At 63.6% G+C, this 12,755-nt stretch carries 13 protein-coding genes and 1 pseudogene; 1 reads left to right on the forward strand and 13 read right to left on the reverse strand.

All coding sequences use genetic code 11. From position 1 onward, the window contains the following. Positions 1–73: 73 nt before the first annotated feature. Positions 74–865, forward strand: a pseudogene (locus tag CCX87_RS19760) (tyrosine-type recombinase/integrase); the annotation flags it as partial. A gap of 577 nt (positions 866–1,442) precedes the next feature. Here CCX87_RS19760 and sorU read toward each other — a convergent pair. The 13 genes from sorU to CCX87_RS19825 all read right to left on the reverse strand — a co-directional run bounded on the left by sorU (position 1,443) and on the right by CCX87_RS19825 (position 12,752). After that, positions 1,443–1,790, reverse strand: coding sequence for a SorU family sulfite dehydrogenase c-type cytochrome subunit (sorU, locus tag CCX87_RS19765; RefSeq protein WP_008904214.1), 348 nt, complete (start codon positions 1,788–1,790; stop codon positions 1,443–1,445). Then, positions 1,787–3,019 carry a SorT family sulfite dehydrogenase catalytic subunit gene (gene sorT, locus CCX87_RS19770; protein WP_041484972.1) on the reverse strand — a complete coding sequence of 411 codons (1,233 nt, stop codon included), beginning with the start codon at positions 3,017–3,019 and terminating at the stop codon, positions 1,787–1,789. The genes sorU and sorT overlap by 4 nt, the downstream gene beginning before the upstream one ends. Positions 3,020–3,104: 85 nt before the next feature. Beyond that, positions 3,105–3,707, reverse strand: coding sequence for a hypothetical protein (locus CCX87_RS19775; protein ID WP_066787015.1), 603 nt, complete (start codon positions 3,705–3,707; stop codon positions 3,105–3,107). Further along, positions 3,704–4,237, reverse strand: a complete 534-nt coding sequence (locus CCX87_RS19780) for an RNA polymerase sigma factor (RefSeq protein ID WP_198314821.1) — start codon at positions 4,235–4,237, stop codon at positions 3,704–3,706. The genes CCX87_RS19775 and CCX87_RS19780 overlap by 4 nt, the downstream gene beginning before the upstream one ends. A gap of 70 nt (positions 4,238–4,307) precedes the next feature. After that, the gene (locus CCX87_RS19785; protein WP_008904210.1) at positions 4,308–4,667 is read right to left on the reverse strand and encodes a DUF305 domain-containing protein; all 360 of its coding nucleotides are present in this window, start codon (positions 4,665–4,667) and stop codon (positions 4,308–4,310) included. Further along, entirely contained in the window at positions 4,664–6,058 is a 1,395-nt protein-coding gene (locus tag CCX87_RS19790) for a YncE family protein (RefSeq protein ID WP_062405660.1), read from the reverse strand. Before CCX87_RS19790 ends, CCX87_RS19785 begins: the two co-directional genes overlap by 4 nt. A 161-nt stretch (positions 6,059–6,219) precedes the next feature. Next, positions 6,220–7,119, reverse strand: a complete 900-nt coding sequence (locus CCX87_RS19795) for an anti-sigma factor family protein (protein WP_087748580.1) — start codon at positions 7,117–7,119, stop codon at positions 6,220–6,222. A 19-nt stretch (positions 7,120–7,138) separates the two neighbouring features. After that, positions 7,139–7,642: an RNA polymerase sigma factor gene (locus CCX87_RS19800; RefSeq protein ID WP_008904230.1), complete on the reverse strand. Its 504-nt coding sequence runs from the start codon at positions 7,640–7,642 to the stop codon at positions 7,139–7,141. A 46-nt stretch (positions 7,643–7,688) separates the two neighbouring features. Further along, on the reverse strand, positions 7,689–8,078 hold the full coding sequence (locus CCX87_RS19805) for a COG4315 family predicted lipoprotein (RefSeq protein ID WP_015012967.1): 390 nt from the start codon (positions 8,076–8,078) through the stop codon (positions 7,689–7,691). 48 nt (positions 8,079–8,126) lie between these two features. Next, positions 8,127–8,558: a nuclear transport factor 2 family protein gene (locus CCX87_RS19810; protein WP_008904227.1), complete on the reverse strand. Its 432-nt coding sequence runs from the start codon at positions 8,556–8,558 to the stop codon at positions 8,127–8,129. Positions 8,559–8,719: 161 nt separating this feature from the next. Next, positions 8,720–9,055 carry a putative sulfate exporter family transporter gene (locus CCX87_RS19815; RefSeq protein WP_442857489.1) on the reverse strand — a complete coding sequence of 112 codons (336 nt, stop codon included), beginning with the start codon at positions 9,053–9,055 and terminating at the stop codon, positions 8,720–8,722. 93 nt (positions 9,056–9,148) lie between these two features. After that, positions 9,149–12,064, reverse strand: a complete 2,916-nt coding sequence (locus CCX87_RS19820) for a Tn3-like element IS1071 family transposase (RefSeq protein WP_087743256.1) — start codon at positions 12,062–12,064, stop codon at positions 9,149–9,151. Positions 12,065–12,401: 337 nt separating this feature from the next. Beyond that, the gene (locus CCX87_RS19825) at positions 12,402–12,752 is read right to left on the reverse strand and encodes a DUF4148 domain-containing protein (RefSeq protein WP_087748581.1); all 351 of its coding nucleotides are present in this window, start codon (positions 12,750–12,752) and stop codon (positions 12,402–12,404) included. Positions 12,753–12,755: the final 3 nt, after the last annotated feature.

A 12,755-nucleotide genomic window follows, 5' to 3' on the forward strand; every position in this document is an offset into this window, starting at 1 on the left:
CTACCCAGACCACCCCCGCGCCAGTGCTAGCTTTGCGTACCGTCACTTATTGCACTGAAAACGAGGAGACCCCGATCATCTCGAACGCGATCGGCACAACACCGTTCGCAGCCGCAATGCGCGACTGGCCGCGCTGCGCTCGTTCCTGAAGTTCGCGGCCCGGCGAGACGTGACGGCACTTCACGTCGTCGAGCATGCGCTCGGCGTGCCGATGAAGCGCTTCGAGCGGCCGATGTTCGAGTTCCTGACACGCGAGGAGATGCTGGCCGTGATCGGCGCGCCAGGAGCGGATTGGGTGGGCCAGCGAGACAAGCTGCTGCTGGCCCTGCTGTACAACACCGGTGCCCGCGTGTCGGAGGCAATCGGCGTAAAAGTGGGCGACGTCGTGCTGGCACCCGCCGCCTGTGTGCATCTGCATGGCAAGGGACGCAAGCAGCGGTCGGTGCCGCTCTGGCGATCGACGGTCAAGGTGATCCGCGCCTGGCTGAAGTTCAACCCGGACCTGACTTCCACGTCGGCGCTGCTGCCAAACCGTGGCGGACAGGCGATGACGCGGTCCAACGTGACGCAGCGCCTGGCATTGGCCGTCAAGACCGCGGCGCTCACGACGCCGAGCCTGGACGGGAGAACGATCTCTCCGCACTGCCTGAGGCATTCGACGGCCATGCACCTTCTGCAGTCGGGCGTGGACGTCACCGTGATCGCACTGTGGCTTGGACACGAGAGTCCGGCGACGACACACCAGTATGTAGAGGCCGATCTCGCCATGAAGGAAAAGGCACTGGCCAGGCTTCAGGATCCCAATGTGGTCCCACAGCGGTTCCGGGCAGACGACGATCTGTTGAAGTTCCTCAAGACCTTGTGATTACGTGCAGTTCAAAGACGCGACCGCAGCCCTCTTGCGAGGGCAGCGACGCCGCGCTGCCGGACTAACTGTGCATAACTGCGTGCTGTGCATAACGCTGCTTATGGAGAACTCTCCATAAGCAGCGGTTGCTGCCGTTCGAGTTTTCAACGTGAATGCCCTTGGCGTGCCGGATTGCGATCACTCCTATTCATGCATCGTGGTAATGCGCAGAGACAGGTTTCAGGCGCGCAGTTGACATTGCTAGAGAGTTGACAACAGCGTGCAGAGATCTGCAAGCTCGACGAGCAAGACTGCAGCAGCATCAAGCATGGTGCGATCAATCACCTGGGCGTGTCGCCAGCGTTGATGGCTTACCGCGAGCACAAGGCCATGCTGGGCAAGACTTAGGCCGGCGAGAAGTTCCCGGCGGTTGTGATGATGGGGGCTGGCTGGATGGTGGTCCCCGACATCAAACCAGGCAAGTGATGGTGAGTGGCTGACCCGCCCTGGGTCAGCCACTCAGTCGGGATCGCTGTTTGCAGGTGATCCCGTCCTTTTTGTCAGTTGGCGCAACAGCGCTGTGGCCAACCAGCCATCACTTTGATCCACCCGAAGCCTTGGCCACGTAGGCCGCCAGGGCGGCAATTTGCGCATCACTGAGTTTGCCGTTGTAGGACGGCATCTGCCCAATGCCGTTGCGCAGCGCGGTGGCCACGCGCTTGGCATCGGGCTTGAGCTCGTCCAGGCTGGGGCCCACGGCGCCTTCGGCTCCCGCGTCCTTGAGCGCATGGCACAGGGCGCAGGCAGGCACCGCGCCTTGGCCGAACAACACCTTGCCTTGTTGAAGTTGCGCGGCATCGTCGGCGGCGTGCACGGGCAGCACTGTGAATGCCAACGACCACAGGGCAGCGACCAACGCGTGTTTTTGGATTGTGCGCTTCATGCCACGCTCACTTTCACGGCGTGGTCGGCCCAGCTGGTGTTGTTGTAGCCGCCCGCGTTTTCCATGCGTTGTTCGGGCTGCACGTTGCCTGCGGTGTCGGTGGCTCGGCTCGCCAGGGTGAACTGGCCCGCCGGCAGGCGCGCCGCAAAAACAAACTGCCGCCACGCAAAGCGGCCGAGGTCGGGCCCCACCATGCGCGCGAGCTGCCAGGTTTTTCCGCCGTCCAGAGAAACCTCGACCTTGGCCACCGCGTTCATGCCGCCAAACGCCACGCCATGGATCTGTGTGTCACCCGCTTTAAGCGGGGCGCCGTCCGTGCCGGGACCGTTGATCCACGACTTCACCGTCATTTCCTGCACCGATGGCTGCGACGGGTCGCCCTTCGCGCCGGGCGGTGAAATGCGGTAGCCGTGCGACATGATGCGTGCGTCGGTCTCCTGAGCGGTGAAGGCCAGGCGTTTGACGTACTTGATGTTGTTCACGCCCGTGTAACCCGGCACGATCAAGCGCAGTGGGCCGCCGTGGGCCAGCGAAATCGGCACACCGTTCATTTCCCAGGCCAGCAGGGCATCGGCGAGTGCGGCAGCAGGCACCGAGCGTTCCACGATCACGCTCTTGGGGTCCAGTCCATCGGGGAGTTTTTCGCCGCCTGTGCCGGTGAGGTAGGCCATGCCGGCCTCCACGCCGCCCAGGGCATCCACCACCCAGCGCACCGGCACACCGCTCCACACCACACAGCCTGCTGCGCCCACTTGCCAAGGCGTTCCACTGGGCTTGTTGGGGAAGTAGCCGCGTCCGTTGCCAGAGCATTGCAACACCATCGCCGTGGTCTCGATGCCTATGCGCTTGAGGTCGCCCAGCGTGAGTTTGCGCGGGTTCTTCACCCCCTCGATGTTGATCTCCCAGGCATCGCGGTTGCCCAGGATCGAGGCGTCGGGCGCGGGCAGGTTGTTGCGGATGTAGAGCTGCTCGGACGGCGTGATTACGCTGGTGCCGAACACACTGCGCTTGGTCTCAATGGTGGTGCTGCTGTGCACGATCAGGCTGGCCGGGTCCTTCCAGCCCACGTACGCTGGCAGAGGCTTGGCAGCACCGGCCAAGGCGACGGGCGCGGTCTCACCAGCAGCGGCTGCGGTGCGGCCAAAGCTGGCCAGACCAACGGCAGCCAAAGCAGCGCCGCTGCCGGCCAGCAGGTGGCGCCGGGGGAGCGAGGTGGGTTGTTGGTTCATTTCTGGGGTCTCCGGTGGTTGGGCGTCGTGCGCCGGTTGGGGTGAAAGGGGTGAGCGGTTGATTCGTTGACAGGGACGCGGTGCCTCAGCCTGGCCCGGACACGGGAGGTGCCTGCAGTGCCGTCTGCGCGACCGCCAGTGCCTTCTTTTTCTGGGCCACCAGCAACAAGGGCTTGCCCTCGCGCGAGCGGATCACCTTCCAGTGCACGTTGCTCCACCAGCCGCTGGCCTCGCGCAGGTCCACAGACTGGTCAAAGGCATACACCGTCACCATGCCGCCCTTCTCGAAGAACGTGGTGAGGTGGTAAGCGAGGTGACCTTCGATATCGCATGGCCGCATGAGTTGGGGAAACCCGGGCACCACGTTGGCGTCCCGCATGCCCAGGTGCATGAGCAACTGGCGCTGCTCCATGAAACTGCCCCGCAAGCTGCGCTCGTGGTATTCGTGGTCGATCGCGTCGCGCACCATCGCTGGCGGTCGCACGGCGAGCACCCCGCCGCTGGTGCCACCGGCCAGCAAAAGCGCAGCCAGAAAACGCTGCAAGCCGCGTCGCGCCAGCAGCGGCTGCGGCTTTCGGTACAGGTGTGCCGGTGCGTCGCTGGCCTCGAAGGCGATCGCCAACTCGGCGCGCGCGCGCAAATCGAATTCGCTGTCGGGCAGGAAAGGCGCGTCGGTATCGGGGCTCATGTCTTGGTCCTGCGAAACGGGGTAACGTTGACATCGGCCTTGGGTGTCGCAGGTACCCCCATGGCCAGCTTCAAAGCGTCGCGCGCACGGGCTAGGCGCGACAACACCGTGCCGGGCGCGATCTCCAGCGCCTCGGCCATCTGGGCGGTGGGCATGTCGTCGAAATAAAACAGCACCAGCACCTCGCGGTGGATGGGCGCCAGGCGCGCGAGCGCCTTGACGACATCGAGTTTGTCGTCCAGCCCCGCGTCGGGCGCCGCTTGCTCGGGCTGCTCTTCATCGTCCAGCGACTGCATGCTGGGTGCGGCCTGGCGAAAGGCGGCGCGGCGCATGATCTGAAAGAGCCAAGCCCGTGCCAGCGCAGCGTCGCGCAGTTGCTCCCGGTGCTTCCAGGCGTTGGCAAAACAGTCTTGCACCACGTCTTCGGCAATGGCGCGCGAACCAGTGAGCGCCCACGCACTGCGCAGCAAAAAAAGGTAGTGCTCACGCACCCATTGGTTATAGCGGGACTCGGCAGACTGGAACAGCATGGTGATCAAGAGCGCTGCGTGGCTTGGTTCATTCCGTGGCGCTCATCGGTACTTTCCCTAGGGCTGTCGATCAAGGCCCCCGCGTCCCACCCAGCGACGGAAATTCCGCTTCCGCACCTTTGGCTGTGCGCTGCTGCAGGGTGTGCAGTCGGCGTTGCATGCTCTGGATCTCCACCGTCTGCCCGGCAATGATTTCCTCGGCCAACTGCCGGGTGACAGGATCGCGCCCATGCTGCAACACCAGCCGCGCCATATCCACAGCGCCGGCGTGGTGCGGAATCATCATCGCCAGAAAGTCCTGGTCGGCCTGGCCTGCGTAGCCCGGGCTGTGCATGGCCTGCATCATGCGGGCCATCGATTCGTCCATATCCCGCTGGAATGCGCTGGTGTGCGCGGCGCTGGCGCCGTGGCTGGTGTGCGCGCCGCTCATGCCGTCTGGCCCTTCTCGCCCACACGCACGTAGACGAGGTTGATGCTCTTTTTGTTGCGCAGCGCGCCAGAGGGCAGCGTCAGATTGCCCAGGGGGATCTGCGCAATGAAGGTCGGGCGCAGCGGGTCGCTCACATCAAATGCACTGCACACGGTCTGGCCCGCGTTGGGCGTGCCGGGCAGCTCGTCCTGTTCGTGGGCCACATACAGCAGCGTGTTCTCGGGGTTGGTCCACAACCCGTGCGACTCGCGGCCACGGCTGGAGAAGGTGCCCACCACCTTGCGCTGTCCGCCCGGAGCGCTGCGGTCGATGATGGCGATCGGGCTCGACGCCACGCCGCCGGGGCCACCATCGTCGATGCGCGCCAGGCTGGCATAGACCACGCTGCCGCGCGCATTGCGCACGAACTCAACGTGGTTGGGCCGAGCGCCCATGCCGAGTGGCACGGTGTCGATCAGGTCGAAGCCACCCTGCGTCGAGCGGCAAGACACCGCATCAGCCAGCTTGTGCGAGAACCACACCTCGGCACCGTCGGGTGTGGTCTTCATGAAGGGCGTGAAGCCGGGTTTGTCCTGTGCGCTGATGTCCAGCGTGGTCAGCCGCTGCGGTTGGCTGTGGCCATCCGCGCCGGGGTTGACGCGGAACACGTCGATCTTCGACACCTTCTGGCTGGCCACAAAGGCCAACGTACCCTCACGGTTGAACCACACCTGCGCCGGGCCGCTCAGTGTGGGCAGGTATTGGCGAACCGCGCTGGAGCCCGGGCTGTCGGCCCCCTTGAGCTGGCGAACGGCACGATCGACGCCGACGATGGCAATACGGTCTTCACCGCGCAGCGTGACCCACAGCTCGCGGCCGTTGCGCGTGAAAGTGGGCTCGTGCGGTTCGCGGCCCAGCAGCAGGCCACTACTCAGGCGCTCGGGGTTGGTGGTGGGCCCAGACGCAGGGTTGGGTGTGTTGCCGATCACGCGGCGCTGCTCGGCGTCGATCAGATAAATGTTGCTGGAGCCGCGCCCGCTGGTGGCCAGCAGCCGGCCGTCGGGCGACGGCACCGCGCCGTGGGCGTCGATGCAGCCGTGGTACAGCGGCTTGTGGATCATCGCCGCGTGTGTCGGCGCCACGCCGGCGGTGACGTAGCGAAATGGAGGCCGCGGGTCTTCGTCGAAGCTGGTCAGGTTGATCGTGCTCTCGACGGTGTTCGTCTTCGGATCGATGACGACCAGCGTGTTGGAGTCTTCATTGGTGATGAAGACGCGGTCGCGCGGGTCGATGCCGGTGGCTGCGGCTCCCGCTGAAGCGCCGGACGGGGCCTGGGCATGTGCTGCGGGCAGCGCGCTGGCTGCCGCGGCGGCCAGGGTGTACTTGAGAATGTCGCGGCGTTGGGTGGTCATGTGTGCTTTCTGAGTTGGTGTGGAGAGTGATCGCTTGGGTCGTGGGCCGGGAGCCGCCGATGAACCACTGCCCAGCGCTTGCTTCAGGTCAAGAGCGCGGCTCGGGCCGTTTCATTCCCTGGGCATGCCGACAGCGCGTCGCGCCGACGCCGCCCTGGCCTTCAGCGCGGGGTGCCAAGATGCCGATAGACCTCGGCCGACACCTGCGCCAGCACGCTGCGGTCGGCGTCGGACGACAGGGCGTAGCCGAAGGGACCGTCGACCCAGTAGAAGACATTGACCACACCTTCGCGTGCGAAGCGGAAGGCCGTGTCTGTGTTCTTCACGCTGGCCTGCAGTGCCTTGTCCGGCCCCGCGGCACTGCCCACGTCGGCGACATCGTTGGATACGTACAGCGTCAGTTTGCTGCCGAGCTCGTTGCGGTACATGAACTGCGCCACCGGCCCCTGGCCGCCCGGCAACAGGCGCCCGCCTTCCAGCGTATAGCCCTGGGCCTGCAGGTACGGCGGCTTCATCGGCGCGCCCATGCGCTTGGACAGCCAGGCCACGAGCTGGTCTTCGTGCGCCGCGTCCACCTCGACCGGGCGGCGCGGGTCGGGACTGTATACCGCGTGAGCCACCGCCGCGCGCTGCGCGAAGCCGCCCGCTGACGCCAGCGTCAGGCCGCGCTCGGCGGGTGCCGCGGCGGCCATGCGGCCGGCATCGTCGCCCCCCGCGGGCAGGCCGCCCCGCAAGCCCCAGCCTGTGGCGCCGCTGATGACGGCGATGGCGATCCCAGCGGCCAGGCGCTGGAGGTACCAAGGCGTCTGCGGCACGGCGCGCGGGCGCGCCGATTTCAGCAGGCGCTGCGGCGGCTGTTCATCCAGCACGGGATCGAACAAGGCGTGCAGTTCGCGCTTATGCGCCCGGTAGGCCTCCAAGCGCTGCGCGTCTTCAGGGCGTGCGGCCAGATAAGCGGCGATCTCGACCTGGCGCTCAGCGGGCAGGCGGCCATCAACGAACGCATGCAGGTCGGCCTCGGTGACCGGGGGAATGGACGGTGGCGGACGGTCGGTATTCATGGGTTGCTTCGCAATACATTCATTTGACGACTTTCAGCCGCACCGGTTCTGCGCGGCCTTCCATCAGGCCGCGCAGGCGCTCACGGCCTCGCGACAGGCGCGACATCACGGTGCCGATGGGGATACCCAGGGCCTGCGCCACATCGGCATAGGCCATGTCTTCCAGCGTCACCAGAAGAAGCACTTCCTTCTGCTCGACGGGCAGCAAGTCCAGTGCAGCCTGCAGATCCAGTACAGCCAGCCTGTCGGTTTGTGTCGGCGCCACCGGCACTTCGGGCGTGTCGTCGTCCATGGTCACGGTGTGCAGCCTGGGACGGCGCACGCCATCGACGTGCAGGTTGTGCATGATGCTGAAGAGCCAGGCGCGCATGTCGGCCACGCCGCCCCACAGGTTCGACTTGGCCCAGGCCCGCTCCAGCGTGTCCTGCACCAAATCGTCGGCGTCGTCACGGTTGTTCACCAGTGCGCGCGAATAGCGGCGCAGGCGCGGCACCCAGCTCAGCAGGCTTGCGTCGTCTTGCATCGGGGGGTCGTGGCCTGAGGGTCTGGACGGAAGTCGACAGCAAATGTCATTCCTTGATGATGTGCCAGACGTCTTTGAAGTTGTCGCCGGCGCGGTCGCCGGGCTTCTGGTCGGCCTGGTAGGTGTACACCGGCTTGCCCTTGTAGGCCCACTGGCGCGCACCGTCGTCGCGCATGACGATCGTGTATGCACCGGCGGGTTGGTCGCTGGCGGCGGCCATCGCGGGCGGCCACAGCGCGGCGCAGCCGCCGTTGCAGGTGCTCTTGCCGCTGCCTGCCACGTCCTTGTCGAAGGTGTAGAGCGTCATGCCCTTGGCGTCGACCAGCGCGCCGTTGGCGAGCTTGGCCGGCGCGTCGGCAGCCATAGCGCCGGTGAGTGGTGCCGCGAAGGAAGCCGCTGTGATCAGCAGCGCGGCCAGAGTCGAAAGGTGCTTCATGGGGTTGTCCTTTAGGGTCTGGTGGAGAGTAGCCACGCTGCGTGCCGTTCAGTAAGCCGCAGCCACCGCCAGCTTGGGGTCGATCTGCCAGGTTTCACTGACGATCTTGCCTTCACGGAACGTCAGCACGTAGCGCACCTTGATGGGCATCTTGCCTTCGAAGACGACGTTGGCCGAGACGGTGGCGCCCTTGGGGTTGGCCGATTCTTCAATCTGGCCGACTGTGAGCTTCAGTGGGCCGACGGCCTTGCCGAACTTCTCCCAGGTGCCGCGAATGGCATCGGTGGTGGCATAGGTGCCGTCGAGTGGGCCGCCTACCCAGTTCAGCTGGGCCTGGTCGGCATAGGCACGCATGACGATCTGGGTGTCGCCCGAGGCGATGGCCTGGAAGTGCGTGCGGGCGTCGTCGCTGGGGGCGGCGAAGGCGCTGCCGGAGGCGAGCGTCAGGGCGGTGGCGGCGAAAGCGAAAGTCTTGAACATTGTGGGCTCCGATGAAGGGTTGGTGTGAAGTGAAGGGGGGTGAGTGCTGGACGAAGGGTCCGATAGGTCCCGACAAAAGAGCAGACGGCGTCGGCATGCGGTCTATTCCAGAGCGTGCAAAGAAATTTAGGGTCAGGGCCCTGGGCCGTGAATTCGAGGCTTCAGCCCAGCAGGGCCGGCACCCAGCGGTTGATGAGCGCGCCTCCGACGATGAGCCAGCCGAACAAGATCAACGCCAGCAGCAGCGGCTTGGCCCCGGCCTTGCGAATGGCGCCGATGTGCGTGGCCAGGCCGAGCGCAGCCATCGCCATCGCCAGCAGCGCGGTGTCAATCTCGATCGTCACTGCCACCACCGACGCCGGCAGCCATTGCAGCGAATTGAGCAACACAACCGCGACGAAGCCGAAGGCGAACCAGGGCACAGCGAGTTGACCCTTGGCGTGAGCAGGGGTCTCCTCGTTTTCAGTGCAATAAGTGACGGTACGAAAAGCTAGCACTGGCGCGGAGGTGGTGTTGGTAGATCGTTGATTTCATTGACTTTCCTGTTCACTTTCAAATCTGCGATTCGTGGCGTCAAACCGTGGTCGGTTTCATCCATTGGTGCCAGTTATCGATGCATTTGGCCGCGAAGGCAGGATTTGGTCAGCATAGCGGTCAACCGGGAAGCGAAACACACCCCGCAAGTTGATGCTCTCCAGCCTGGTGGGCGCAATCTTCCCGATCAGTTCCGGTGGAATGACCTGGCGGCGGTTCGACCAGCGATCCAGGACCGCCTGCATCTGTGAGGTATTCCACGCCATCACGATGTTGGCCATCAGGCTCAACGCATCGGCCACAGCCTGCATTTCATCGACACGTTTGGCCTGCGCCGGGCTGATCCGGCCGGTATAAATGGCGCGCTTGAGGGCGTTAACAGCCTCGCCCCGATTGAGCACCCGGCGCAACTCGTTCCTGAAAGCGTCCTTGACAAAGTAGTCAGCCAAAAACGCCGTACGCAGCAACCGCCCCAATTGCACGCCAGCCTCATAGATTGGATCGCCCTGGGCGGCAGAACCGAACCGCGCAAGAGCTGCCACCGCACTGGCATGTCCGCTCATGACCGAGGCTGCCAGGTGCACCAGACTATCCCAATGCTTTTCGATCAAAGCGACGTCGACATTGGCTTCGCACACCGCAGCGATTTCTGCGGGCACTTTGGTGCCGCGTGGCACAAAGAGGTGGCGCTGTTTGAGTTCCTTCAACCGCGGGCAAAGATCAAAACCAAGCAAACGGGCATGTGACATGGCAAAGTCGGTGTAGCCATGGGTATCCACAGCAAGCTGGCTGGTCTCCAGCTTTTCTTGGCGGATGACACCTTCAATGGCCACGCTCGCCTGGCGCTCATTGAGCACAAAGGGCTGCGCATGGAAGATGCCCCACCGGTCTTTTACATGGGAGTAGATTCCAATGGAAGGTGTGTTGCGCCGAGGATCAAGCCGGGCTTGCCACACCCGTTTGGTGGTCTCCATGCTCATCATGTCAGAAGATGCCAAATCGGACCGCCCCCAGGTGGCGGCAATCGGGTGTCGCTGCATGAATTCCAGCACAGCCTGGCAGGCCTGGCTCAGACGCCGTTCGTCCCGCGCCCAGCGCATGGCCTGGCGAATGCTGGTGGCAGACAATTGCGGAATCATGCGCGCGCATTCGACCGCAGTCAGACTGGTGCCGTGGGCCATGATGCCGGCATAGACCATCAGCAGCTCGTCGGTAGAGCGCGGCTCACGTCCGAGCATGATCCAGCTAAAGCGCACCTGGGCGTCAACGGCCAGAATCACTTCCGGCAATTGAACCTCACCGATGCGGTGATCCAAAGCCGCGCGCAGCTTGGTCACTTCTGGGTCTTCGTCCTCTGCGGGCAATGGCGACAAATGGAGTTCATCATCCACGCGCAGTACGCCACTGCGGGCTGCAGCGGCCACCGCATCGACACCGGCAGTTACTCTGGCCAGCAAAGGCTTCAAGAAAGTGGCAGCCTTGCTGGGTAACGATAGACGGGCATAGTGTTTCTTGGACTCTGCCTGCCAACGCTCGTCCGTGAAGAACAAGCGCGCACGACCCCGAAAGCTCAGGCTGTGCTCAATCCAGACCGAGCCATTGCGCACCGCGCGGCGCAGGGCAAACAGGGTGGCCACCTCCAACGCCTGAAACGCCCGTTCCCGGTCTGGGCTGGAGATCGAAACCTGCCAGATCATTCCCAGACTTGGTGCCACCACTTCAACTGGCAGCTTTCTGGATCCTTTGAGATATAAAGCTTGCAGCTTGGCAAGGTACTCGATGGCAGGATGCTCGCCGGTGGCCTGCCAGGGCAGCTTTGCAATGGCGACGAGCAACGACCGCACGGGGCGAATTCCATCAATCAATCCCTCGCGGACCAGGGAGGCCCTGCTCGGTGGTTTGCGTTTCTGGGTTTCGGTGATCAAGGCTTCAAGACGGGCACGCAACTCAGCATCTGGCACCGCACCTTGCGCGCTCAAGGCAACAAGTTCGCCGAGCAGCGTTTTGTACATTGCGGCCCAATTGACGGTAGCGGGGACATCGGCGGCAGCCTGACGCCACAGATCGGCGATCCGGCGCTGCACCATAAGGATCAACTGGTCTGTGGTGGTGAACAGGCAATACCGAAGAAAGCATGCGACCTCCACGGTGCGCGCTGGCTCTTTGATCTTGGCTCCGGCTGAGGGCGGCCTGGAGACAAGTCGGCGCGCGTAGCGGCGCAAGATGAGATCGGGGATGTCTGCCAGGTGCTTATGAACGTCCAGCGTGTAAAGCAGGTCGATGCGCTCCAGTACCTCGCTGATTTGGCGGGTTGAGTGTTTCGCCGGTGCAGCCCATAGCCAACTCTGCTGGGTTTGTCCATCTGGGCGCAGCTCTGAAACTGAGGCTCGCCAGCGATCAAGTGTTGCTGGATCAACGCTGGCGGCGATGGCGGTGCCTGTTTCAACTTCAAGCTGGGCAAGTGCCGCCGCAATCAGTGTCCGAATTGCCCGCTCGTGCACGATCACCAGCTTGTTCTTGTACAGCCATTGACGCGCCCGCACGAGTAGCTGATCGCGGTCGGCGCAGCGCGCCACTTCGTCGCGCAGTTCACGTACCAGTGAGCGGCGCTGGTGCTCGCTCATCCACTGGAATCCAAGGACCGTGCAGGCTACTTGTTGGTGATCGAATAGCGTGCGCCCGCGTTCATACATGGCTCTCAGCGAGGCGACTTCTGGTGCTGCAATGCCAAGCTCGTTGCCAAGGTGGCGCCACAAGGCTACTGGAATTACCCGAAAGGCACCGAGCAAACGCCCACTCATGCGCAGGAAACCAATATGGAGCGCCAGACCAAGCTTGTGGGAATCACCTCGGCGTGCATTGATTGCGTCGCGCTCGGCACCATCGAAGGTGAAAAATGCCTTCATCTCGAAGTCGCTGATATCGCGGGGGAGCCCACGCATCCCCAAAAACGTTGTGTGCCAACCCTGCATCGTGAACCTCAAAAGTGGGAGGCCACCATACCCGTTTACAAAGCGAACAGGAAAGTCAATGAAATCAACGGTCTACCCAGACCACCCCCGCGCCAGTGCTAGCTTTGCGTACCGTCACTTATTGCACTGAAAACGAGGAGACCCCGAATCAGCGAGGCACAGGGCTGCCGGCTGACTGCGCCAACAGCGGTACGCGAAGCGCAAGGGCACGCTTTTTTCTGTTTTTGACAGATCCCGGGGTTTCTGTGCCAACGTCGAAGGTTTTTTCCGCAGTTGCCACGCCGCCTGTTTAGATTCCTCGGCCTCCCCGGAAACCCGCTGCAACCCCAACTGGCAATCAACCCCGGTAGTAGAGACGCAGACGCGCGTCGCGTTCTTCAGGGGACTCGCTCCGCAATTCGTTGATTACTTGCTCACGCGTCTTGCCTGGACCTGCCGCATCAGGTGTGCGAAGCGGGAAGTTGCTTTGGCCGTAAGAAAGTCGTCCTTGCTGCATAGCAGCCTTAGTTTCGGCGATGACTTGCTCTCGCGTCTTCTCGCTCTTGAAATGTTCCGGGTGAACGATGAAGCCCTTTTCGTTGTTGGCGGGATGCTCGTACGCTGCCGAAGCAATCCCTGGAAGGCCCAAGGTAACCACTGCGGCCGCGGCGGCAATCATGGAAGAAAGGGAAAGACGTTGTTTGATCATGGT

It is taken from the genome of Acidovorax sp. T1, from assembly GCF_002176815.1.
Lineage (GTDB): Bacteria > Pseudomonadota > Gammaproteobacteria > Burkholderiales > Burkholderiaceae_C > Acidovorax.